At 35.0% G+C, this 23090-nt stretch carries 23 protein-coding genes; 9 read left to right on the top strand and 14 right to left on the bottom strand.

Annotation, left to right across the window (positions count from 1 at the left end):
- Window positions 1-109: 109 nt before the first annotated feature.
- From ACFOWA_RS09320 to sucD, 5 genes are all read right to left on the bottom strand, one after another.
- The gene (locus tag ACFOWA_RS09320) at window positions 110-2494 is read right to left on the bottom strand and encodes a ribonucleoside-diphosphate reductase subunit alpha (protein WP_378984390.1); all 2385 of its coding nucleotides are present in this window, start codon (window positions 2492-2494) and stop codon (window positions 110-112) included.
- Between the two features lie 157 nt (window positions 2495-2651).
- Entirely contained in the window at window positions 2652-3647 is a 996-nt protein-coding gene (locus tag ACFOWA_RS09315; protein ID WP_378984388.1) for a ribonucleoside-diphosphate reductase small subunit, read from the bottom strand.
- A 428-nt stretch (window positions 3648-4075) separates the two neighbouring features.
- On the bottom strand, window positions 4076-4456 hold the full coding sequence (locus ACFOWA_RS09310; protein WP_378984385.1) for a septal ring lytic transglycosylase RlpA family protein: 381 nt from the start codon (window positions 4454-4456) through the stop codon (window positions 4076-4078).
- A gap of 222 nt (window positions 4457-4678) precedes the next feature.
- A complete protein-coding gene (locus ACFOWA_RS09305; protein WP_378984383.1) occupies window positions 4679-5182 on the bottom strand; it encodes a methionine-R-sulfoxide reductase in 504 nt (167 codons plus the stop codon).
- A 440-nt stretch (window positions 5183-5622) separates the two neighbouring features.
- Window positions 5623-6495 (bottom strand): succinate--CoA ligase subunit alpha, encoded by an 873-nt coding sequence (gene sucD, locus ACFOWA_RS09300; RefSeq protein ID WP_123206699.1) that lies wholly within the window; start codon window positions 6493-6495, stop codon window positions 5623-5625.
- 334 nt (window positions 6496-6829) lie between these two features.
- Here sucD and ACFOWA_RS09295 point away from each other — a divergent pair, with 334 nt between their 5' ends.
- On the top strand, window positions 6830-7519 hold the full coding sequence (locus ACFOWA_RS09295) for a VIT1/CCC1 transporter family protein (protein WP_378984381.1): 690 nt from the start codon (window positions 6830-6832) through the stop codon (window positions 7517-7519).
- Window positions 7520-7614: 95 nt separating this feature from the next.
- Here the strand turns inward: ACFOWA_RS09295 and rlmF are convergent, their stop codons facing one another.
- Together rlmF and ACFOWA_RS09285 are read right to left on the bottom strand one after the other, a co-directional pair.
- On the bottom strand, window positions 7615-8613 hold the full coding sequence (gene rlmF, locus ACFOWA_RS09290) for a 23S rRNA (adenine(1618)-N(6))-methyltransferase RlmF (RefSeq protein ID WP_378984379.1): 999 nt from the start codon (window positions 8611-8613) through the stop codon (window positions 7615-7617).
- Between the two features lie 135 nt (window positions 8614-8748).
- On the bottom strand, window positions 8749-9060 hold the full coding sequence (locus ACFOWA_RS09285) for a hypothetical protein (RefSeq protein WP_378984376.1): 312 nt from the start codon (window positions 9058-9060) through the stop codon (window positions 8749-8751).
- A 160-nt stretch (window positions 9061-9220) separates the two neighbouring features.
- Here ACFOWA_RS09285 and ACFOWA_RS09280 point away from each other — a divergent pair, with 160 nt between their 5' ends.
- From ACFOWA_RS09280 to ACFOWA_RS09270, 3 genes are read left to right on the top strand one after another with little or no spacing between them, the layout of a single operon-like run.
- Window positions 9221-9556: a hypothetical protein gene (locus tag ACFOWA_RS09280; RefSeq protein ID WP_378984373.1), complete on the top strand. Its 336-nt coding sequence runs from the start codon at window positions 9221-9223 to the stop codon at window positions 9554-9556.
- Window positions 9557-9612: 56 nt separating this feature from the next.
- Window positions 9613-11799 (top strand): TonB-dependent receptor, encoded by a 2187-nt coding sequence (locus ACFOWA_RS09275; RefSeq protein ID WP_378984371.1) that lies wholly within the window; start codon window positions 9613-9615, stop codon window positions 11797-11799.
- 55 nt (window positions 11800-11854) lie between these two features.
- Window positions 11855-12067, top strand: coding sequence for a hypothetical protein (locus ACFOWA_RS09270; RefSeq protein WP_378984370.1), 213 nt, complete (start codon window positions 11855-11857; stop codon window positions 12065-12067).
- A 58-nt stretch (window positions 12068-12125) separates the two neighbouring features.
- Here ACFOWA_RS09270 and ACFOWA_RS09265 read toward each other — a convergent pair whose 3' ends face one another.
- Together ACFOWA_RS09265 and ACFOWA_RS09260 are read right to left on the bottom strand one after the other, a co-directional pair.
- A complete protein-coding gene (locus tag ACFOWA_RS09265) occupies window positions 12126-12716 on the bottom strand; it encodes a porin family protein (RefSeq protein ID WP_378984367.1) in 591 nt (196 codons plus the stop codon).
- A gap of 29 nt (window positions 12717-12745) precedes the next feature.
- Window positions 12746-13042 carry a hypothetical protein gene (locus ACFOWA_RS09260; RefSeq protein WP_378984364.1) on the bottom strand — a complete coding sequence of 99 codons (297 nt, stop codon included), beginning with the start codon at window positions 13040-13042 and terminating at the stop codon, window positions 12746-12748.
- Window positions 13043-13174: 132 nt separating this feature from the next.
- On the opposite strand from ACFOWA_RS09260, the gene ACFOWA_RS09255 reads away from it, so the two are divergent.
- Window positions 13175-14323, top strand: a complete 1149-nt coding sequence (locus tag ACFOWA_RS09255) for a tetratricopeptide repeat protein (protein ID WP_378984362.1) — start codon at window positions 13175-13177, stop codon at window positions 14321-14323.
- Here ACFOWA_RS09255 and ACFOWA_RS09250 read toward each other — a convergent pair.
- From ACFOWA_RS09250 to ACFOWA_RS09235, 4 genes are all read right to left on the bottom strand, one after another.
- Window positions 14315-14776 carry a DUF4268 domain-containing protein gene (locus tag ACFOWA_RS09250; protein WP_378984359.1) on the bottom strand — a complete coding sequence of 154 codons (462 nt, stop codon included), beginning with the start codon at window positions 14774-14776 and terminating at the stop codon, window positions 14315-14317. The genes ACFOWA_RS09255 and ACFOWA_RS09250 overlap by 9 nt on opposite strands.
- A 36-nt stretch (window positions 14777-14812) precedes the next feature.
- Window positions 14813-15409 (bottom strand): riboflavin synthase, encoded by a 597-nt coding sequence (locus ACFOWA_RS09245; protein WP_378984356.1) that lies wholly within the window; start codon window positions 15407-15409, stop codon window positions 14813-14815.
- A 12-nt stretch (window positions 15410-15421) separates the two neighbouring features.
- Window positions 15422-16906, bottom strand: coding sequence for an acetyl-CoA carboxylase biotin carboxylase subunit (gene accC, locus ACFOWA_RS09240; protein ID WP_378984354.1), 1485 nt, complete (start codon window positions 16904-16906; stop codon window positions 15422-15424).
- Between the two features lie 142 nt (window positions 16907-17048).
- Window positions 17049-18074, bottom strand: coding sequence for a threonine aldolase family protein (locus tag ACFOWA_RS09235; protein ID WP_378984352.1), 1026 nt, complete (start codon window positions 18072-18074; stop codon window positions 17049-17051).
- A gap of 218 nt (window positions 18075-18292) precedes the next feature.
- Here ACFOWA_RS09235 and ACFOWA_RS09230 point away from each other — a divergent pair, with 218 nt between their 5' ends.
- The gene (locus ACFOWA_RS09230) at window positions 18293-19156 is read left to right on the top strand and encodes a BadF/BadG/BcrA/BcrD ATPase family protein (RefSeq protein WP_378984350.1); all 864 of its coding nucleotides are present in this window, start codon (window positions 18293-18295) and stop codon (window positions 19154-19156) included.
- Between the two features lie 159 nt (window positions 19157-19315).
- Here ACFOWA_RS09230 and ACFOWA_RS09225 read toward each other — a convergent pair whose 3' ends face one another.
- Window positions 19316-20005: an NUDIX hydrolase gene (locus tag ACFOWA_RS09225; protein WP_378984348.1), complete on the bottom strand. Its 690-nt coding sequence runs from the start codon at window positions 20003-20005 to the stop codon at window positions 19316-19318.
- A 110-nt stretch (window positions 20006-20115) separates the two neighbouring features.
- Here ACFOWA_RS09225 and pfkA point away from each other — a divergent pair, with 110 nt between their 5' ends.
- From pfkA to gap, 3 genes are read left to right on the top strand one after another with little or no spacing between them, the layout of a single operon-like run.
- Complete coding sequence (pfkA, locus tag ACFOWA_RS09220; RefSeq protein WP_378984346.1) at window positions 20116-21102, top strand: 6-phosphofructokinase; 987 nt, start codon at window positions 20116-20118, stop codon at window positions 21100-21102.
- A 3-nt stretch (window positions 21103-21105) separates the two neighbouring features.
- A complete protein-coding gene (locus ACFOWA_RS09215; protein ID WP_378984343.1) occupies window positions 21106-21948 on the top strand; it encodes a hypothetical protein in 843 nt (280 codons plus the stop codon).
- Between the two features lie 7 nt (window positions 21949-21955).
- On the top strand, window positions 21956-22954 hold the full coding sequence (gene gap, locus ACFOWA_RS09210; RefSeq protein WP_378984340.1) for a type I glyceraldehyde-3-phosphate dehydrogenase: 999 nt from the start codon (window positions 21956-21958) through the stop codon (window positions 22952-22954).
- Window positions 22955-23090: the final 136 nt, after the last annotated feature.

Raw genomic sequence — 23090 nt, 5'->3', positions numbered from 1 at the left:
TTTTATTGCTTTAGAATGTTCATCGTTTCAATGGTCATTAGTTCACTGATGTGTGAAGTATGATAGAAATGAACCAATGACTAATGCGCTAATAAACTATTGAACTAACTTACCCTGAACAGCTAATACAACCTTCTTCCATCGAACAAACTGGTCCATCTACAATTTCTTCTGCAACTTGGTCTTGCGGAATAGTTGCAGGGATTACAGCCTCAATTGCTTTACCACCTTGGTTTTCTACTGTAAATTTAACTGCTTGAGATGCTGCCTGAGTACGTAGGTAATACATACCAGTTTTCAAACCTTTCTCCCATGCATAAAAGTGCATTGAAGTTAATTTTGAAGTATTCGGTGCATTGATAAACAAGTTTAACGATTGCGATTGGCAAATGTAAGCACCACGGTCTGCAGCCATATCGATGATGTTACGCATCTTAATTTCCCAAACCGTTTTGTATAATTCCTTAATATAATCTGGAATGGCATCAATACCTTGAACAGATCCATTGGCCAATATGATTTGGTTTTTCATATCATTGTTCCATAAGCCCAACGATACTAAATCTTTCAGTAAATGTTTATTAACCACTACAAATTCGCCACTTAATACACGGCGTGTATAAATATTTGAAGTATATGGCTCGAAACATTCGTTGTTACCTAAAATTTGAGAAGTAGATGCAGTTGGCATCGGTGCAACTAAAAGTGAATTGTACACGCCATCTTTAACAACTTTCTTACGCAACGCATCCCAATCCCAACGTCCGCTGTCTGGTGTTACATTCCATAAATCAAACTGGAATTTACCTTTTGATAGAGGAGAACCTTTAAATGTTTGATAAGGACCATTTTGCACAGCCAAATCATTTGAGGCCGTCATCGATGCGAAATAAATTGTTTCGAAAATATCTTTATTTAAACGTTTTGCCTCATCGCTTTCGAAAGGTAAACGCAATAAAATAAATGCATCAGCTAATCCTTGCACACCCAACCCAACCGGACGGTGGCGCATGTTTGAATTCTCTGCCTCAATAACCGGATAATAGTTATGGTCAATAATTTTATTCAGGTTTAAAGTAGCCTGATATGTTACATCGTATAGTTTTTGGTGGTCGAATTGACCGTTAATTACAAAGCGAGGTAATGCCAATGATGCTAAATTACAAACAGCAACTTCATCTTTAGAAGTATATTCAATGATCTCGGTACACAAGTTAGAACTCTTAATAGTACCCAAATTTTGTTGATTAGATTTGCTGTTCGCTGCATCTTTAAACAACATATATGGTGTACCGGTTTCAATTTGCGAATCTAAAATAGCAAACCACAATTCTTGTGCTTTAATGGTTTTTCTACCGCGACCTTCAGCTTCGTATTTAGTGTATAAAGCTTCGAACTCAGCACCAAAACAATCAGCTAAACCTGGTGCCTCATGCGGGCAGAATAAAGTCCATTCGCCATTATCTTTCACACGTTGCATAAACAAATCGTTTATCCAAAGGGCATAGAATAAATCACGGGCACGCATTTCTTCTTTACCATGGTTTTTACGCAAATCTAAAAATTCGAAAACATCAGCATGCCAAGGCTCTAAATAAATTGCGAAAGCACCTTTACGTTTACCTCCGCCTTGGTCAACGTAACGAGCAGTATCATTAAATACGCGTAACATTGGAATAATACCGTTACTTGTACCATTTGTACCACCGATATACGAACCAGTTGCACGAATGTTGTGAATGCTTAATCCAATACCACCAGCACTTTGAGAGATCTTAGCAGTTTGCTTTAATGTATCATAAATTCCTTCGATGCTATCATCTTGCATTGTTAACAAGAAACAAGAAGACATTTGAGGTTTTGGTGTAGCAGCATTAAACAATGTTGGCGTAGCGTGTGTAAACCAACGCTCGCTCATTAAGTTATACGTTTTAATTGCGCTATCGATATCTTCTTTATGTATACCAACAGAAACACGCATGAATAAATGCTGAGGACGCTCTACAATCTGACCATTAACTTTCAGTAGATATGATTTTTCCAATGTTTTGAAGCCAAAATAATCAAAACCAAAATCGCGGTCGTAAATGATAGAACTATCTAAAATATCCTTGTTTTTTTCAATAATATCATAAACATCATCAGCGATAAGCGGTGCCGCTTTCTGCGCTTTCGGGTCGAAATATTCGTACAACATTTTCATCGTACCCGAGAATGACTTGATGGTGTTTTTATGCAAGTTAGAAACCGCGATACGCGATGCCAACAAAGCATAATCAGGGTGTTTTGTGGTTAACGACGCTGCAGTTTCTGCCGCAAGGTTATCCAATTCTGAGGTAGTTACACCATCATACAAACCTTCGATTACCTTTTTGGCAACATCGATTGGATCTACAAGGTCTGCATTTAAGCCATAACACAACTTTTGAATACGAGCTGTGATTTTGTCAAATTGCACCGCTTCTTTGCGGCCATCTCTTTTTAGTACGAACATAATCTATGAGATTTAATTTGTTAATGAGTGAATGAGTAAGTTTGAATAATTGAATTCCTTTCAACCGTTCAAACTAGCTCGTAATATTTTATTTATTTTGTGATGATGGCATGAGCATTCACTCGTACTATCATTTCTAAATTCAAAATTCCTTTATTTAAAAGTCTTCATCTAAAGAAAACGCCTGTTTGTTATTATCTGCAGATGTTAACACACCACTTTTTTGATAATCTCCAACACGTTTCTCGAAAAAGTTAGTTTTTCCCTGCAATGAAATCATTTCCATAAAATCGAATGGATTGGTTGCATTGTAGATTTTTTTGTAGCCCAATTCCTGCAACCATCTATCGGCTACAAATTCGATGTACTGACTCATTAATTTTGCATTCATACCGATTAAAGCAACTGGCAAAGCATCTGTAATAAATTCTTTTTCAATTTCAACTGCATCACTGATGATTCCGTGAACTTGCTCTTCACTTAATTTATTGCTCAGCATGCTGTACAATAAACATGCAAATTCGCAATGAGAACCTTCATCTCTAGAGATTAACTCATTACTGAAAGTTAATCCTGGCATTAAGCCACGTTTCTTTAACCAGAAAATAGAGCAAAAACTTCCACTAAAGAAAATACCTTCAACCGCAGCAAAAGCAACTAAACGTTCTGCAAAGGTTCCATTTTCAATCCAGCGTAAAGCCCATTCTGCTTTCCTTTTTACTGCAGGAACAGTATCAATGGCATGGAATAAACGGTCTTTCTCTTCCGGATCTTTAATATAAGTATCAATTAAAAGCGCATAAGTTTCAGCGTGGATGTTTTCCATCATAATTTGGAAACCGTAGAAACAACGAGCCTCAGGTAACTGTACTTCACTCATGAAGTTTACCGCAAGGTTTTCGTTAACAATACCATCACTAGCAGAAAAGAAAGCAAGGATATGAGAGATAAAATGTCTTTCACCATCATTTAAATTATCCCAGTGCTTTTGGTCGTCAGAAAGGTCAATTTCCTCAGCTGTCCAAAAACTAGCTTCGGTTTTTTTATACATTTCCCAAATTGCCGGATATTTTATCGGCAAAAGCACAAATCTGTCTTTATTTTCTTGTAGCAATAATTCCTGTTCCATACGCTGATTTTTTTTAATCTTCATTTTGCACAGAGCCGACGAAACCACGCATCCATCAATTTTGTATGATGATTGTATTGTTTTTATCAAAACGCTGTAGTGAAAGTGCTAACCCCATCGCCTCATAAACAACTTAGTTTTTAGTTAAGAAAAATTTCATCAGCATTAGAGTAATGCTATTGTAAACTCCTAAAAATTAAGCTTTTGTATTTGTTTTAAAGCGAAGAAAGTTAAAGAACTTTGTTAAACAAATATATAGACGAGTGGTACTTTTTGAGCACCAAAGTTGTTAACACTGTTATGTTTTTGGTGGATAAATGCATCAGCTAAATCTCATTTTAGAGCGAAAAAAAAGCTAATCATTTCTTTTTAAGCGTTTACGAAACCAAGATGAGTGTTAATAACTTAAATTCGAGGGGTATAATAACTATGAAACAGAGCTAAAAGAAGTATTACTCTAAGGTGTAGCTCAGCTTTACTTTAGCAACGCCTTTACTATAGATACCTATCTCTTTAGCAGCACTTTCTGATAAATCGATGGCTAGTTTTCTTGAGAATGGACCTCTATCATTTACCTTAACTTTAACTGATTTTCCGTTATCGGGATTGGTTACCGTAATCATGGTACCGAATGGTAAAGTGCGATGTGCTGCTGTTAGTTTTTTGGCTCTGTATTTGGCTCCGCTGCTAGTTCGGCGACCTTCGAATTTTCTGTGGTAGTATGTTGCTAGAACTGATTTTTTTACAGTATGGGGTTCATTTGATGCGTCAGAATTCTGTGCTTTAACTTGTAAAAACAAGAAACAAAAACTTAATAACAGAACATACTTCATAGGCTAAAAATTATTTATTGAGCCTGCAAATATAAGCATTTAGTTTATAATCAGTAAATTGTGGAAAAGTCGTAAATCTGAAGCCCAAAATTGGCTTAGTAAAAGCATCAAATTAGAAGAGTAAAATGACTACATTTCTGATGGAAACTTAATGAATATCAAGCAACAAAAAAGGCGTACAACTTACGCCGTACGCCTCTACCTAACCCATCCTTACTCACCTTATTTTTTGTCAGGCACGAAATTCATAGAAATTGAATTTACGCAATGACGTGTGTCTTTATTTGTGAATCCTTCGCCTAAAAATACGTGACCTAAATGCGCTCCGCAATTAGAACAAACAATTTCTGTACGAGATCCATCTGCATCAGGAATACGTTTTACTGCTCCTTTGATTTCATCGTCAAAAGCAGGCCATCCGCAATGCGCATCAAACTTACTTTCTGACCGATAAAGAGCAGCATTACATCGTTTGCAAGTGTAAGTTCCTTTATCAGTTGTTAACTCATATTTACCTGTTCCAGGGTATTCTGTACCTTTATTTACAATTACTCTTTCCTCTTCGGGTGTTAATGGATTCCAGTTCATTTTGTTCTTTGGTGTAATTTTTTCTGATGATTGCGATTGTTTGATTTCTTTCTTATCCTGCTTTTGAGCACAAGCAGATAAACCAGTAACTATAACAACCGCCGAAATCAAAAATAGTTTATTTAACATCGTTTTCATAAATCAATATACGCTATAGATTTTAATTTGGTTTGTGGGTTTAAAGGTTTGTAAGAGTGTTTACAAACGGATGATAAAAGGATATAGCTTTGCCAAAGAAGGACAGAATTTATTGAGCTAATATGAACATGCTTTCAAATTAAGTGGAAACAAAATTACACGAAAAACTATCTAGAAGTAAACACAGTTAATTTCTTAAGTTGTCTTACCAAAATTCAATCGCTGCTTTAATATTTAAATTTGTTTGATTTGTATAACTAAGGTTGTTTTGTACTAAATGATATCAACCAGAATTTTTACTAAGCGATAGAATTTCTACTTCATTCATTTTCGTGCTTCCCATATTTCCGGGGTAACCAAAAAATATTGTGGCAAAAAAAGCAAAAAAAAAGCGTTTCGAAATATTCGAAACGCTTTCGTTTATCTAAAAAAGAGAAATTCTATTTTGCTAATTCTTCTGCCATTGCAGCACCAATTTCAGCAGGACTTTCTACTACACGAATACCACACTCACGCATGATTTTCATTTTAGCAGCTGCGGTATCATCAGCACCACCAACAATTGCACCAGCGTGACCCATTCTACGTCCCGGAGGAGCAGTTTGACCAGCGATGAAACCTACAACAGGTTTAGTTCCGTGTTCTTTAATCCAATGAGCAGCCTCAGCTTCCATTCCACCACCTATTTCACCAATCATAATGATACCGTGAGTATCAGGGTCGTTCATTAATAATTTAACTGCTTCCACAGTTGGTGTACCAATAATTGGGTCGCCACCAATTCCGATAGCCGTTGTAATGCCTAAACCAGCTTTAACAACCTGGTCAACTGCTTCGTAAGTTAAAGTTCCTGATTTTGAAACTACGCCTACATGACCTTTTTTGAAGATAAAACCTGGCATAATACCAATCTTAGCTTCATCAGCAGTGATAACACCTGGGCAGTTAGGGCCAATCAGGGTAACATCACGGTCAGAAATATATTCTTTAACCTGAATCATATCCTTTGTAGGGATACCTTCAGTAATACATACAATAACTTTTATACCACCTTCAGCAGCTTCCATAATTGCATCAGCAGCAAAAGCTGGCGGTACGAAAATGATAGATACATTTGCTCCTGTTTTATCAACAGCATCTTTAACAGTATTAAAAACAGGCTTATCTAAATGTAATTGCCCACCTTTGCCAGGAGTTACACCACCAACTACGTTTGTACCGTATGCAAGCATCTGCTCAGCATGGTAAGTTCCTTCGTTTCCGGTAAAACCCTGAACGATAACCTTAGAATCTTTATTTACTAAAACGCTCATGTATCAATATTTTTTTGTGCAAAGCTAATATTATTGAGTGGAAAATCAAGCTAAAAAATAGATTATTTAAGGCATTATTTTAGTGAATTTTTGGATTATTTATTCCTTCACCCACCAAGCGCTGTCAAAACAAACTACTACTTAAAGCTTCATCAACCTAAATGTCTTCACAGCAAATTGAAGTAAAGCTATATGCCTTTTATGAGCATTCGCTTTGAATTACAATATTTCATCAAAAACTTGAATAGAAAATTAGAATCTTTCTGTATTAGTAATACATCATTTAATAATGCATTATATCTTTAATTTTGAAATAGTTACAATATCAAACTAAATGGAGTTAGAAAAACACTACACAAACCGAACAGGTTGGCTAAGGGCTGCTGTACTTGGTGCAAACGATGGGATAATTTCTACTACAAGTTTGGTTATCGGCATTGCTGCAGCAAGCGATACTCGGAGCCCCATAGTTTTGGCAGCTTTAGCTGGTTTAGTTGCTGGTGCATTATCTATGGCCGCCGGAGAATATGTTTCGGTTAGCTCGCAAGCAGATATTGAAACTGCAGATTTAGAAAGAGAGCGGGTAGAATTGGAAACCATGCCCGAAATAGAACTTAAAGAGCTTGCAAAAATTTATGTTGCACAAGGTTTGGACGAAGATCTGGCTTTGAAGGTGGCCATACAACTAACAGCAAAAGATGCTTTGGAAGCACACGCGAGAGATGAACTAGGAATAAATGAGCATACACAGCCAAAACCACTTCAGGCTGCTTTAGCTTCTGGTGCTTCATTCGTTACTGGCGGAATATTACCATTTTCGGTTGCACTATTTGCACCAATTAAAACTATGGTATTTTACCAATATGGTTTTGCCATTATTTTTCTTGCATTATCAGGTGCTATTGCAGCAAAAGCAGGTGGTTCGAATATGACAAAAGGAATAATTAGGATTTGCTTTTGGGGAACAGTTGCAATGGTGGTAACCGCTTTGGCTGGATACATTTTCGATGTTAAAACAAGTTAACTTTGGAGCTTTCAATATAATAAATGCATCAAGACGCATAAAAAAAGCCAGATTAACTTTGAATGTTAATCTGGCTTTGATTTAAAGTTGATAATTTAAATATTTTTATCTTCAGTTTTTACTTTTGGTTCTACCTTCCAGCCTTTAGCCCATTCAGCTTGGGCAGCTTCATCGTGAAATGTCCAAGCTACAAAACGACTAACTTTTTGACCTTGAGACATTTGAACCGTTGTAACTTCGAAAGCTTTGGCTTTAATTAAAGCACTATAAATGCTTTTTAAGTTTGCGCTTTTAGATACTAATGATGTAAACCACAAACATTGATTGGCAATTTGTGCACTTTGAATAATCATTTGTTCTACAAAGGCACGTTCACCACCCGGGCACCAAAGTTCGGCTTTGTTACCACCAAAGTTTAAAACATGTTTTACTTCCTTTTCTGTACCGCCTAAGTTACGCCATTTCTGTCGTGTACCCTGTTCGGCTTCTTTTAAAGATGCATGAAAAGGTGGATTACAAATTGTTAAATCAAATCGTTCTTTAGCACCAACAACACCCCTAAAAATACCCATTTTTGATGGCTGTAAACGAATTTCAACAGCATCTTGCAAAGGTTTGTTTGCATCGATAATACGCTTTGCCGATTCAACAGAAAGTGGATCTATTTCTGAACCTACAAAATTCCAACCATATTCTTGGTGACCAATAATTGGATAAATACAGTTCGCACCTACACCAATATCCAACACTTTAATGGTATTTCCTTTTGGTAATTTCCCTTTATTGCTTGAACCTAATAAATCAGCTACGTAATGAATGTAATCAGCTCTTCCAGGTATCGGCGGACAAAGATAATCTTTCGGAATATCCCACTGAGGAATGTTATAGAAATGCTTTAACAAAGCTTTATTCAAAGCCTTTACAGCATTTTGATCTGCAAAATCGATAGAATCATCATCATGATCATTCTTAAAAACGAAACGCTTTAATTCTTTTGATGAACCGATAAGTTGTTTAAAATTGTAACGCGAACGATGTTTGTTGCGTGGATGTAACTCGCTTTTTTCTGAACGAGTGTTTTCTTTTTGAGCCAATGCGGTAGGAGTTAATTAAACAAGCTGTGTGCTTATTTCTATCGCAAAGTTAAAGAAAAGAGTTGGGTTATGGTTTAGAATTGTTATGAGCAATAATTTAATTCCAGATTAAGAGCATCTCTGAAGAATTTATTGCTAAACGTTGGAGGCTAATTTTATAGCAATTCTATTGAGCCAGGTAAACATTTTACATTTGCCTTCATCAAATGTAGATATGGTATCCCAAGCCTGGGCAAAAGTTTTTTCTAATACAACGTCACATTTATTTTTATCATTTAGAATGCGCAAAATAGACCCGCAAACTGCAGGCGCATAATACTTATAAAATGCTTTAAAGGTTTCTTTATCTTTAGATTTTAGCTTTGCTACACAAATTTGATTTGCAGACAACCAGAAAGATGATGGTGATTTTTCCAAAATGTGGTTGTTATTTAATGTTATCTGCATTATTTGGTTATTTCATTTAGTTAAGGAACACAGAGGACTAACTTTTGTTTAGCTTAATCGCAATCAAAGAAACAACTGCTGGGAATAAGACATTTGTAAAATTTAACAAGATTATTCCTTTAAAAAAATCTAATTGATAGTTTGTACATTTGCATCACCAATGAAAATTTTTACCTGTTTTTTAAATATCTGCCTACTTGTACTGTCTTGCATATCGTGTGAAGACTTTACAGATTTTGTTGGCGCAGATAAACTACAGGATTCTATTTCAATAGAACAAAATAAAAACCACGCCATTGCAGATAATTGTTCTCCACTTTGCACTTGCAATTGTTGCGGACAACCTTTAGCATTTAGTCTAAAATCTTCTAAGATAAATATTGTTAAGCAAGAACGAATGGATCTAAACTCTCCCGAGTATATTAGTTCATTTGCTTCTGATTACTTAAATACTATTTGGCAACCGCCTAAAATGAAAATGAATGTTCTCGGATAATTCATAAAAAAAACTGCCTAAGCAGTTTCTAATAATTCATTTTCAAATAAATTTAAATGCAAAAATTACTTTTAATTTTATGTGTATTTCTATGCGCATCAACTAGTTATGCACAAAACAGTTTTAAAATTATAATCAAATCAGGAGAAAACAAATCAGCATTACAGGGAGCAACAATAAGCGTAATCGGTTCTTCTGTAACAACAATTTCAAATGAAGCTGGTTTAGCAACACTATCTAATATACCTGATGGAAAACAAACTATTAGGATTAATCACATTGGATACAACGAAAAAACTTTAAGCATTACATTTCCTGTAATTCAACAGTTGGCTTTGGAAATATTTTTAACACCATCTGAAGATGAACTTGAAGAAGTTATCATTTCATCAACCAGAACAAGTAGAACAATTCAAAATACGCCAACACGTGTAGAAACCATAGAGCTGGAAGAAATTGATGAAAAAAGCAATATGCGGCCTGCAAATGTTTCTATGATTTTACATGAAAGTACAGGAATTTCTGTTCAGCAAACATCGGCCACCAGCGGCAATGCAAGCATCAGAATACAAGGTTTAGATGGCAGATATACACAGCTGCTAAAAGATGGATACGCCAGTTTTGGCAACTTTGCAAACGGTTTGAGCATTCTCGAAATTCCACCGCTGGATTTAAGTCAGGTTGAAATTATTAAAGGACCGGCATCTACACTTTATGGTGCGGGTGCAATTGCTGGTGTTGTAAACTTTATTTCAAGAACACCACGAGAAAAAGCAGATTATAATTTTATCGTAAATCAATCTAACGTAGGGCAAACCAATATTGGAGGTTTTGCTATGAGCAGAAGTAAGAAAGTAGGTTACAGTTTACTTGCATTGGCAAACTTTCAAAAGCCTTATGATGTAGATAAAGATGATTTTACTGAACTGCCAAAATCCAAAGATTTTACCATTCACCCCAAACTTTTCCTTTACCCAAATGAAAGCACCACTATAATTATTGGTAATTCTTTTACAAGAAGTGATAGAACGGGTGGCGATATTTTCTTGATAAACGATGGCAAATCAGCAGAGCATACGTATTTTGAAAACAATAAAACCGTCAGAAATACCTCTACTTTGGATTACAGCTTAAAATTGGCAGAAAGAGATTTGTTTCGCGTAAAAACGAGTTTTAATTACTTCAAAAGAAATATTAGCATTCCAAATTATACGTTTGAAGGCAATAATTACAATGCTTACACCGATATTAGCTATTTAAAAAACATAAAAAACCAAAGTTTAATATTTGGCGCTAACTTGGTTTATGATAATTTTAAAGAAGAAAAACAAACATCATTATCTAAAAGCTTTAAAACTAAAACTGCAGGCTTATATTTTCAACATACTTGGGATGCAACAGAAAAACTAAAACTAGAAAGCGGCATTAGAACAGATTTGGTTAATTATTTTAACAGCCTATATAAAAACACCGACTTTTTCATTTTACCCCGAATTTCTGCATTGTACAAATTTAGCGATAAGTGGAGTTCGAGAATTGGTGGCGGCCTCGGTTATAAAACACCTACCCTTTTTACCGAACAAACTGAAACCTTTCAATACCAAAATTTATTACCACTAAATGGTGTAGAATCAGAAAAAAGTTATGGGGGAACCGCAGACGTAAATTTTAAAACGAATATTGGCGAAGATTGGTTGATAAGCTTAAATCAAATGTTTTTTTATACCAGGATAAGCAATTCAACAATTCTGTTGCAAGATGCAAATGCTAACTTTTTCTTTACAAACACGTCACTTCCAGTAAATAGTTTGGGATTTGAAAGTAATGCAAAAATTATCTTTAAAGAATACTTTAAACTATTTGCCGGATACACCTTTACCAATGCAAAAGCCGATTACCTACCTGTTATTCAAGACATTCGGTTATTACCTAAAAACAGGTTAAATCTTGCTTTATTATACGAAAAAGAAAGAAATTTTAAACTCGGGTTAGAAGGTTATTTTACGGACAGACAATACTTATACAATAATTTTCAAACACCATCATACTGGGAATTTGGCTTCATGGCCGAAAAAGTATTTGGCAAAATTTCCATTTTTATAAACGCAGAAAACTTTACAGATACAAGGCAGAGTAAATACAAAAGCGTTGTTAATGGCTCGCATAATAACCCAACCTTTGATGATATTTGGACGCACACCGAAGGCAGAACTTTTAATGCCGGAATTAAACTAAAATTATAAACATAAAACCGATTGTGATTTACAGATGTTTACTTAGAAACTTAAATCATCTACCATGGAAAATCAAGATTATAATTTTACTGAAGAACAGGAAACAACAGCTATTGAAGATAAATTGGATAGTCTTAATGCACACGAACCAGATCCGAAAGATAAAGAAGATGAGGATGATAGTGAATATGCTGACGATGAAATCGAATACGCTGATGGAGAAGGGACTTTGTTAAATGAAGAATTTAGCGAAGAAAAAGAGGATGAAGAGCAGTAAATCTCAAAAAAAAGAGGTAAGAACTTAATATTCTTGCCTCTTTTTTTTATCGAATGGATTAGAAAATACGATAACCTAAACCAATGGTAAATAAATTAAGTTTTGTTGGTGGATAACCGTCTTTATTTAATTTAGATAAGCCCAATTCATATCTGGCATCGATACTTAATTTCTTAATATCTACACCAGCACCAAATTGCCATGCAATAGCTTGGTCTTTAAAATTACCACTAAAAACATTTCCAGTAGCCTGTCCTAAGCTTTGCTTATTATCTAATATTAAAGAAAACATTGGTCCGGTATTTATCCTTAAGCCTACACCTGCTGCTCCAAATTTGGTACCAATTAACAAGGGTACATCTAAACTTGTAAACTTTACTTCATTCACCTGACCATTTACATCACTAATCAAGTTTGTTTTTTTTCCAGAAATGTAAAGTTCTGGTTGAAAAAATATACCTGCTCCACCTACTCTAGCCCATAGGCCACCATAAAAACCGGTTCTGTTATCACTACTAAAGGTATTTTCGGTATCAAACTTAGAAAAGTTAGCACCAGCCTTTACCCCAAGTTGGAACGTAGGCAAAATTTGTGCACTTGCACAAAAGCCTACAAACATGCAGGCGAAAAAAAGAGAGATGGATTTCATAACAATAGAGATGATTTGATACTTATGAATTAGCTAGTTGCATCATTAATTGCTTGTTGCTCTTTTAAAGCATCAACATTATTTTTATCTCCAAAGTTTTCTGTTTTATCAGCAAAATATTGAAGTATTGATGTTATTGTATCTAAGTTATCAGCAACTCTTTGGTGCATATCAGGTAAATCATTTTCTAAACGTTTATCACCTAATTCGATATTATCAACCTCAATTTTGCCAATTTTCTGAATAAGTGCTTGTTGAGAATTTTGTAAATCTTCTAATTCACGCACTATCTTCTCCATTAACTCAAACTTTTCTAAAGTATTCATAGCTTCTTATTTTAATTATTAATTGTTTTAGTAATAACCCGTAACAAGTCAATTTTGTTTTTGTTTGAAAAATTTTAAATCAACTTTGGAATTAATAACAATAACTAATATATTAGTTTAAAATTAATTCCTATGAAAAACTTCCTTTTGTTACTGTTTTTTATATTCATTTCTCCAAGTTTATTCGCTCAGGGAAAATCATCATTAGATAAAGAGAAATTATTTGATTTTTATCAAAACCAAAAATACGCAGAAGCAGCTAACTATTTAAAAAGTATTTATGGTGAGGATGTTTCTGATGCAAAAACACTAAGCCAGATAGGTTATTGCTACTTAATGAGTGGCAATACTGCTGAAGCAGAAAAATATTATGCTAAAGTAAACATCCAACAACCAAATAACCTACCAACTTTATTTAGTTTGGCAAGTATAAACTGGAGAAGAGGAAATGCTGATAAGGCTAAGTTATATTATGGTGAAATTGTTAAGATAGACAGCAACAACTTTACGGTTTATAAATTACTTGCAGATATATTAACGACTAAAGATTCGCTGAGATCGGTTTATTTAATTAAAGCGAATAAACTTAACCCTACAGAAGCTGATGTTGCATATGATTTGGCTGATGTTTATGCTGGCTTACAGAAATATGCGATAGCATACAAAATTCTAAATATTGCAATTGATGCCGATTCTGGCAACATTATTTTAAAAAAGGCAATACTTCCAATTGCAAATTTTTTAAAGAAGTATGATGAAGTAATTTTATCAGGAGAAAAGATTTTACAGGTAAATCAAGATGCTTTAGTAATTAAAGATGTTGCTAAGGCTTATTATTTCACTAAAAATTATGATAAAGCCATTGTGAAGTTTAAGCTTTTAGAAACAATGGCCATGCAAAATGAAGCCACGCTTTATTACACTTCATTAAGTTATAGGGCATTAAAAAACTATCCCGCTGCAGTGGCCTACAGAAAAAGAACAATAGAAGAAGGAATTTCTACCAATACCTCTAGTTATTATGCCTTACTGGGATTGGTTTATGAAGAAAGCGATAAGCTTGCTTTGGCTAACTCAGCTTACCAAAAGGGATTAGAATTTAAAGCAGAACCAAACATTTATTACAGACTTGCACTTCTCTACGATTTGAAATATAAACAAATAAAGCAAGCTAATAAATACTATAATTTATACTTGAAAAGTAAGCCAAATCCCATAAAAGATAAGGATGAAATTAAATATGTTAAAATCAGAATGGAAGAACTTAAAGCTTTAGATTAAATCTTCGAACACTGGCTTTACATTATCCCAGAATTCATCTAGAAGAATTAAACGAGGTTTAAAAAAAGAAATTAATTGTGGCCAATGCTGTTGGTTGTAGATGTTTACACCATCGAGCGACGTAGAGATTAAGCTGATTGTTTTTCCATATTCATCGGTTGTGTTTTCGATCCAATCCCACGGTTCATTCATGGTATTGGTAAACATTAACTTAAATTCTTCAAACTGATTGAAAATTAAACTCCTGATGCCAGCATCTTGATGGGCAAGTTGAATGGAAATTATTGCACTTTTATTTGTCACATCCATTTTAAAGTAGATGTTTTTTACGCCGGTTTTGTAATTAATCCAATTTACCGGATAACCGGTTACCGATGGTACCGGTTTCATATACTGACCGAAACTTATCCAAAACTGTTGCCGTAAATGTGCGGCTTCATCCTTACTATACATGCTAAATTTGAATGCTCGAAGAAATATTTTATGCAGCTATAAAGAAATGTTTTTTCCCATAAGTCGGGCAACATATTTGCCAATGATATCGAATTCTAAATTAACTTTGTCGCCAACCTGAACCTCTTGAAGATTTGTATGTTCAAAAGTATATGGGATAATAAACACAGAAAATTCATCTTCAACAGAATTCACTACAGTTAAACTTATTCCATTAACGCAAGCCGAGCCTTTTTCTACCGTAACGTTTCCTAAAGATGAGTCGTACTTAAATCTATACTCCCAACTTCCATCAAGTTCTTCTCGTTTTATGCAAACTGCGGTTTGATCTACATGACCCTGAACAATGTGACCATCTAAGCGAGCATTCATTTGCATACAACGTTCGAGGTTTATTTTGCTACCAACTTTAAGACTGCCTAAACTTGTTTTCCTTAGGGTTTCATCAATAGCGGTAACAGTATGTGTACCATCGTTTAGCGAAACTACAGTTAAGCATACGCCATTATGTGCCACACTTTGATCTATTTTTAAATCATTACTAATTGAAGATGATATAGTGTAATGAACATTTGTTTGTTCTGTATGGATGGCTGTAACTTCGCCAAGCGTTTCTATAATTCCGGTAAACATTTTTTTACTAGTCTAATATTGTAATCTATTTTTTCTCCAATCAGAAGAAATTTTAGAGCTTTCTTTCGCTGCTGAAACCTCAATTTTTTTATTAAATAAATTTGAGGCAATAATCCCGGCAATGGTAGCTTCCGTCTCATCCTCAACTTTTAAACTGCCGGCGTTGAAATATTTGTTTACGAAATGCGTATCAAAATTGCCAGTTCTAAAAGCTTCATGCTTCATTACAAATTTACCAAAAGCCAATGTAGTTTCTATCCCGGTAATCTCATATTCTTCAATTGCTCTAATCATTCGCTCAATTGCCTCAGCTCTATCTTTACCAAATGTGATAAGTTTTGCAATCATTGGGTCGTAATATATTGGTATTTCCATCCCCTGCTCAAAGCCATCATCAACCCTCACACCATTTCCTTTAGGGGTTTTATAGGTTTGCAAAGTTCCAATATCAGGTAAAAAATTATTGTTTGGGTCTTCGGCATACACGCGTAATTCTACAGCGTGACCGCTAATTTTCAAATCTTCTTGAGTAAAACTTAGCTTTTCGCCAGATGCAATTTTAATTTGCTCTTTTACTAAATCAATGCCTGTAATTAATTCTGTTACCGGATGCTCTACTTGCAAGCGAGTATTCATTTCTAAAAAGAAAAAATCCAGGTTTTCGTCTAAAATAAATTCTACAGTACCAGCTCCGGTGTAATTTACAGAACGGGCTACATCTACAGCGCATTTACCCATCTGTTGCCTAATTTCTTCTGTTAGCACAGCTGATGGTGCCTCTTCAACTACCTTTTGATGGCGGCGTTGCACTGAACATTCGCGTTCGAAAAGGTGAATAATGTTGCCGTGTGTATCGCCCAAAACCTGTATTTCTATATGGCGAGGAGAAGTTACATACCGCTCAATAAAAACAGCTCCATCACCAAAAGCAGATGTTGCCTCACTAACAGCAAGTTGCATTTGTTCTTCAAAATCTTCAACCCTTTCTACAATACGCATTCCTTTTCCACCACCGCCTGCTGCTGCTTTAATCAAAATAGGAAAACCTACTTCAACAGCTCGTTGCTTCGCTTCATTTACATCTTGAATGGCTTGCTCAGTACCTGGAACCATGGGAATATTGTATTTTAATGCCGCTGCTTTTGCGGATAATTTATTGCCCATTGTTTCCATAGCTTCTGGCGATGGACCAATTAAAATTAACCCTGCATTGGCTACCATTGTGGCAAAACCGGCATTTTCAGATAAAAAACCGTAACCGGGATGAATGGCTTCGGCACCTGTTTTTTTACAAGCATCGATAATTTTTTCGCCTAATAAATAACTTTGATTAGAAGGCGGCGGACCAATACAAACTGCTTCATCAGCATAGCGAACGTGTAATGCATCACGATCAGCTTCAGAATATACCGCAACAGTTTTAATGCCCATTTCCTTCGCCGAACGCATAATACGCAAGGCAATTTCTCCGCGATTGGCAATAAGGATTTTTTTCATTGGTATTTAGTTGGTTAGTTTGTTAGGTGGTTTGTATCGCCATTATTAAGTCATGATTTACAATTCTCAACCCTAGCCTCGACCTTAATCTCGTCCTCAAGCTCAATTTAAACCTCAATCTCGGCCTCATCCTCAACCCACCCTAACGCAAATGTAATATTATTTCTATTGCTTGGTCAATCATTGAAGGGCTAATATCCAAATGTGTTACCAACCTTACCGTGCTAGAACTGGTTGTGTTGCTTAGTAATCCTTTTGCTTTAAACTGATGAACCACTTTCTCTGCCGAACCTTGCTCCACCTCAAAAATTACAATGTTAGTTTCTACAGGCATTACCGATTTAACATAACTCGTTTTCACTAATGCTTCTGCAAGACTTTTAGCATGTTGATGATCTTCTTGTAAACGATTGACGTGATTATCCAATGCGTAAATTCCGGCTGCGGCTAAAAAACCCGCTTGCCTCATACCACCACCAAAAGCTTTTCGAATCTTTCGAGCTTTGTGAATAGTTGCCTTACTACCCAATAAAACAGAACCTACGGGAGCACCCAAACCTTTTGATAAACAAACTGAAATTCCATCAAAATATTTTCCGTATTCATGTGCGCTATCGCCGGTAGCAGTTAATGCATTAAATATCCTAGCTCCATCCAAATGCAGTTTTAATCCTTTTATATTGCATAAATGATGGATGGCTGCGATTTGTGAAATGTTGTAACAACTGCCTCCGCCTTTATTTACGGTATTTTCTAAAACAACTAAACTAGAGTTAGGGTAATGAATGTTATCTTCATTAATTTCTGGCTCAATTAATTCGGGTGTCAAAATTCCTCGTTCGCCATGTAATAATCGTACTGATGCAGCAGAATGAAATGCAATTCCACCAATTTCGTACCGATAAACATGCGCCATTTGGTCGCAAATTACTTCATCCATAGGTTGCGTAAAACACTTTATACCAATTTGATTTGTCATTGTTCCAGAAGGACAAAATAATCCGGCTTCCATATTAAACATTCCTGCAAGCCTTGCTTCCAGGTTTTGTACTGTTTCGTCTTCTCCAAAAACATCATCGCCAACTTTTGCATTCATCATTGCATCAAGCATTCCTGCTGTTGGTTTGGTAACTGTATCGCTTCTAAAGTCTATTATTTGATTGTTCATCGTTAATAAGTTTATAAAATATTGCTCATTTTAAAAATAAGACCAATATCTTTTATGGTATAATTTTAAGGTTTTGAGCGCATTAAACCGCTTATATAGTGTATTTTTTACACACTTATATTTAAACAACAACAAATTGTTAAAAAATTATTAAAAAAAAGGATACAAAATATAAGAGTTTTTATACTTTTATCGTGCTAAAACCAAAAATATAGAAAATGATAGTAATTGCAGACGGTGGATCAACCAAAACAAATTGGTGTTTGATTAACGAGGCCGGCAGAAAAATTTACTTTAATACCGAAGGTTACAATCCGTATTTTTCAAAAGGAGAATATATTGTACAGTCCTTAAACGAAACTCTACCAGACCACTTGGAAAGAGAAAAGTTAACAGCGGTTTATTACTATGGTGCAGGTTGCTCTACCCCTAGTAACAAAAAAATTGTTGCCGATGCGATGAAACAAGTTTTCACCAATGCAGAAATTTTTGTTGGTCATGATTTATTAGCTTCTTGCCGAGCGCTTTTGGGTAACGAGCCCGGGTTTGCAGCTATTTTGGGCACAGGAACCAATTCATGTTTGTATGATGGAAATGATATTACTTTAAATATCGATTCGCTAGGTTATTTTTTGGGTGATGAAGGCAGCGGTTCTTACATTGGGAAACGTATTTTAGGCGATTACATGAAAGGTTACATGCCGAAAGGTTTAAGAGAAGCTTTCTATGATAACTATGCTTTAACTAACGAAGATATTTTTGATAACATTTACAACAAACCATTGCCAAACCGTTTCTGCGCAAGTTTTAGTAAGTTTTTATACGATTTTAAAGATAGCTACGAAGATTATACGTACAAAACAATCGACTATGCATTTACTGCCTTTTTCGAAGCTTTGGTTATTCACTATCCTAACTATAAAGACCACAAATTAAATTGTGTGGGTTCTGTGGGTTACAGTTTCCGCGATATTTTAAGTATTGTTGCAGATAGATATGAAATGGGTGTTGGTAAAATTATCCGTTCGCCGATAGATGATTTAGTGCATTACCACATGGAATTATCGCCTAAAAACAAATAGTTGAATTAGTCATTGGTTAATTAGTTATTAGTAAATTAGGTAATACATAAAATGCCCGTTTTGAATATCAAAACGGGCATTTTATGTTAGCGTATAAGTCTCAAACCAAACTACAAACCTTTATTTGAAACTAATTACCTGATAATTAATATTTTCGATTTAAAAAGATATTTCCTTACCAAAAAGCTTGGCATACTTTCTCTTATCAAACCTATAAAGCGTTGCTGCTCGGTATGAAACACCTTTTTGTTTCTCATCAAGTTCTTTTAAAACACCAAAACTTACAATCTTCTTTCTAAAATTTCGTTTGTCGAGTTTTTTACCTAAAACCAATTCGTAAACATGTTGTAATTGAGTTAAGGTAAATTTTTCTGGAAGTAATTCAAATGCAATTGGCTGGTGTTTAATCCTGCGCTTAATTTTTTCTAAACCTTTATCATATATTTTTTGATGGTCGAAAGCTAATTTAGGTAAGGCAGTGATTGGAAGCCAATTAGCCTGTTTAGCATATGTACTTACAGGACGTAAATCTTTATCGCCACCTAAACGAATTAAAGCATAATATGCTAGTGTAATTACTCTGCCTTGAGGATGTCTGCCTGGATCGCCAAAAGCATAATACTGTTCCATATAGATGCCGCGAAGTCCGGTAAGTTCGTATAAAATTCGTGCAGCAGATTGGTCTAAGCTCTCGTCAGACCCAACTATATTACCAGGCAGTGCCCACCAATCTTTAAAGGGTTCTTCATTTCTTTCGATAAGTAAGATTTTTAATTCTTTACCATCAAAACCAAACAGCACACAGTCAATGGAGAAAACGGAATCTAAATGAGGTAAAATTTGTTCCAATGTAAAATTTAGTTAATTTAAGCGTTAAAGGTATGACTTTCAATATTAAGTAAAAAAAATAAAATAAATTACTTAGTGTAGAAAATACACACTATATTCGTACTACGAAGATGAAACCAAATATTAAAAATATAGCTGTACTTACTTCAGGAGGCGATGCTCCCGGCATGAATGCTGCGATTAGAGCGGTTGTTCGTACAGGAATTTACCATGGCATCAACATGTTTGGTGTTATGCAAGGCTATCAAGGTTTAATCACCAACAATATAAAACCAATGGATGCCCGCTCTGTAAGCAATATTTTACACTTGGGCGGAACGATATTAAAAACTGCCCGATGTTTAGAATTTAAGACAGATGAAGGGCAGAACATAGCATACGAGAATTTAAAAGCTAATGATATTGATGGCTTGGTGGTTATTGGCGGCGATGGAACTTTTACCGGTGCAAAACGTTTCGGCGAAACATTTGGTGTAAAAGTTATCGGCATACCAGGAACAATTGATAATGATTTAAGCGGTTCTGATTTTACTTTAGGATACGATACCGCAATAAATACAGTGATAGAGGCCATTGATAAAATAAGAGATACTGCTGATGCGCATGACAGGTTGTTTTTTATCGAAGTTATGGGTAGAGATTCTGGCTGTATTGCACTTAGAAGTTCTATTGCTAGTGGAGCCGAAGCAGTTTTACTGCCAGAAGTTGAAACAAGTGTTGATGATTTAATTCAGAAATTAGCATTAGGAGCTGCAACTAAAAAATCATCGAGCATTGTTATTGTTGCAGAAGGACATAAACAAGGTGGCGCTTATGATATTGCAAAAAAGGTTAAAGAAACCTTTGATCATTATGATACGAAAGTTACCATTTTAGGTCACCTGCAAAGAGGTGGTAGTCCAAGTAGTTTCGATCGTATTTTAGGAAGCAGATTAGGCTACGCAGCAGTAAACGCATTAATTGCCGGCGAAAGTGCACAAATGGTTGGCTTACGAGGAAATGAGATAAAATTAACGAGTATAGACGACGCTTTATCAAATCACTCTTTCAAATTAGAAGATGATTTAATGGAGATGACAGAGGTTTTATCTATTTAAATAATGGTAGCAGTTGTTTATAGCGGTTCGAGAACGGCATTCTGGAAATTAACACAAAATGGCGTTGTTGTGGCACATTGCAATACATCAGGTATTAATCCTTGTTTTGTTGATGCAAAAACCATTCTGCAAATTTTAAATAAAAAGGTAACGCTGGTAAATAATGCCGAAAACATAAAAAAAATATACTTTTTTGCTGCTGGTGCTTCCTCAACAGAACGTAAAGATGAGCTGGCTAAAACCTTGTCATCATTTTTTAGGTATAGCAAAGTTGTAGTTGAAAACGATTTATTTGGCGCTGCAAAAGCCGCATGCTATGATAAATCAGGTATTGTGGCAATGTTGGGAAGCGGCTCAAACTGTGCTTATTTTGATGGTAAAAACCCGTTGACCAACAACTTTGGTTTAGGATATATTTTAGGTGATGAAGGCTCGGCAAATTATCTGGGTAAAATGCTTTTAAAAAGTTTCCTAAATAAAAAATTACCAAAAGAGTTAGAGACCAAATTTATTGGAGCCTATAATCTGGATAGATCTCAAGTATTTGAAAGAATTTACAATAAGCCACAGGCTAACATTTTTTTAAGTTCTTTTTTTGATTTTTTTATCCAAAACAATAAACACGGTTTCATTATTAGAATGGTTGATGATGGGTTTGAAAAACATTTTCAAACTTGTATATTACCAATGATTGAAAAATATCCAGACGAAGATTTACATTTTGTTGGTACAGTTGCCGCAGAATTTGAAGATAGACTAGCACATACTGCAGAAAAGTATGATATTAAAATTAAAAGCATTATTAAAGAACCAATACTTAATTTATTAAAACATTACATTAATTAACAAAACAATGAGCAAAATTGGAATAAACGGCTTTGGCCGTATTGGCAGACTGGTTTTCAGAGCTGCTTTAAAAAGAGGTTTAGATATCGTAGCAATAAATGACTTAATTGAGCCAGATTACATGGCTTATATGTTAAAGTATGATACAACTCACGGCAAGTTTGATGGAACAATTGAGGTTGTTGATGGAAATTTAGTTGTAAATGGTAAAACAATTCGTGTAACTGCAGAGCGTAACCCAGCTGATTTAAAATGGGGTGACGTTGGTGTTGAAGTTGTAATCGAATCAACTGGTTTATTTTTAACTCGTGCTGATGCTGAAAAACACATTGCAGCAGGTGCTAAGAAAGTAGTTTTCTCTGCTCCGGCAAAAGATGGTGATATCCCTACATATGTTATGGGCGTTAACCATGATAAATTGACTGCAGATCAAACTATCGTTTCTAATGCATCTTGTACAACAAACTGTTTAGCACCGATTGCTAAAGTTTTAAATGATAACTTTGGTATTGTAGAAGGTTTAATGAGTACAATCCATGCAGTAACTGCAACACAAAAAACTGTTGATGGTCCATCCGCTAAAGATTGGAGAGGTGGCCGTGGTGGTTTCTCTAACATTATCCCTTCATCTACAGGAGCTGCAAAAGCAGTAGGAATGGTATTACCAGAATTGAAAGGAAAATTAACAGGTATGTCTTTCCGCGTTCCGGTTGCCGATGTTTCTGTTGTAGATTTAACGGTTCGTTTAGAAAAACCAGCAACTTACGAAGAAATTAAAGCTGCTATGAAAGCTGCATCTGAAGGTGAATTAAAAGGTGTGCTAGCTTATACTGAAGATGAAGTTGTTTCTTCTGATTTTATCGGTGATGACCACGCTTCTATTTTCGATGCGAAAGCAGGTATCTCATTAAACGATAATTTTGTTAAGGTTGTATCTTGGTACGATAACGAATGGGGATATTCATCTGCACTTGCTAAATTTGTAGAATATTACGCAAGCTTATAATAATTAATCAAAGTAAATAATATTTAAAAAGGCTCCAATTTGGAGCCTTTTTATTTGAATAACATTTTTACCTATAAATGATGTTATTAATTTAACATACATTAACATTTAATTTTAAATAATAATCCAGTTTCTC

The sequence above is a fragment of the Pedobacter lithocola genome (genome assembly GCF_042650845.1).
In the GTDB taxonomy this organism is placed as follows: Bacteria; Bacteroidota; Bacteroidia; order Sphingobacteriales; family Sphingobacteriaceae; genus Pedobacter; species Pedobacter lithocola.
The sequence above is the reverse complement of the archived record's forward strand: the minus strand, read 5'-3'. Positions and strand labels throughout refer to the sequence as shown.

Bases quoted from the DNA above. Each gene is read 5' to 3' on its own strand.
- ACFOWA_RS09235 (WP_378984352.1), bottom strand. From the start codon at position 18,074: ATGAACAATCAAATAATAGACTTTAGAAGCGATACAGTTACCAAACCA.
- ACFOWA_RS09305 (WP_378984383.1), bottom strand. From the start codon at position 5,182: ATGAAAACGATGTTAAATAAACTATTTTTGATTTCGGCGGTTGTTATA.
- ACFOWA_RS09230 (WP_378984350.1), top strand. From the start codon at position 18,293: ATGATAGTAATTGCAGACGGTGGATCAACCAAAACAAATTGGTGTTTG.
- ACFOWA_RS09215 (WP_378984343.1), top strand. From the start codon at position 21,106: ATGGTAGCAGTTGTTTATAGCGGTTCGAGAACGGCATTCTGGAAATTA.
- pfkA (WP_378984346.1), top strand. From the start codon at position 20,116: ATGAAACCAAATATTAAAAATATAGCTGTACTTACTTCAGGAGGCGAT.
- gap (WP_378984340.1), top strand. From the start codon at position 21,956: ATGAGCAAAATTGGAATAAACGGCTTTGGCCGTATTGGCAGACTGGTT.
- ACFOWA_RS09250 (WP_378984359.1), bottom strand. From the start codon at position 14,776: ATGTATAGTAAGGATGAAGCCGCACATTTACGGCAACAGTTTTGGATA.
- ACFOWA_RS09310 (WP_378984385.1), bottom strand. From the start codon at position 4,456: ATGAAGTATGTTCTGTTATTAAGTTTTTGTTTCTTGTTTTTACAAGTT.
- ACFOWA_RS09270 (WP_378984370.1), top strand. From the start codon at position 11,855: ATGGAAAATCAAGATTATAATTTTACTGAAGAACAGGAAACAACAGCT.
- ACFOWA_RS09315 (WP_378984388.1), bottom strand. From the start codon at position 3,647: ATGAAGATTAAAAAAAATCAGCGTATGGAACAGGAATTATTGCTACAA.
- sucD (WP_123206699.1), bottom strand. From the start codon at position 6,495: ATGAGCGTTTTAGTAAATAAAGATTCTAAGGTTATCGTTCAGGGTTTT.
- ACFOWA_RS09260 (WP_378984364.1), bottom strand. From the start codon at position 13,042: ATGAATACTTTAGAAAAGTTTGAGTTAATGGAGAAGATAGTGCGTGAA.
- ACFOWA_RS09295 (WP_378984381.1), top strand. From the start codon at position 6,830: ATGGAGTTAGAAAAACACTACACAAACCGAACAGGTTGGCTAAGGGCT.
- ACFOWA_RS09285 (WP_378984376.1), bottom strand. From the start codon at position 9,060: ATGCAGATAACATTAAATAACAACCACATTTTGGAAAAATCACCATCA.
- ACFOWA_RS09320 (WP_378984390.1), bottom strand. From the start codon at position 2,494: ATGTTCGTACTAAAAAGAGATGGCCGCAAAGAAGCGGTGCAATTTGAC.
- ACFOWA_RS09275 (WP_378984371.1), top strand. From the start codon at position 9,613: ATGCAAAAATTACTTTTAATTTTATGTGTATTTCTATGCGCATCAACT.
- accC (WP_378984354.1), bottom strand. From the start codon at position 16,906: ATGAAAAAAATCCTTATTGCCAATCGCGGAGAAATTGCCTTGCGTATT.
- ACFOWA_RS09265 (WP_378984367.1), bottom strand. From the start codon at position 12,716: ATGAAATCCATCTCTCTTTTTTTCGCCTGCATGTTTGTAGGCTTTTGT.
- ACFOWA_RS09245 (WP_378984356.1), bottom strand. From the start codon at position 15,409: ATGTTTACCGGAATTATAGAAACGCTTGGCGAAGTTACAGCCATCCAT.
- ACFOWA_RS09280 (WP_378984373.1), top strand. From the start codon at position 9,221: ATGAAAATTTTTACCTGTTTTTTAAATATCTGCCTACTTGTACTGTCT.
- ACFOWA_RS09255 (WP_378984362.1), top strand. From the start codon at position 13,175: ATGAAAAACTTCCTTTTGTTACTGTTTTTTATATTCATTTCTCCAAGT.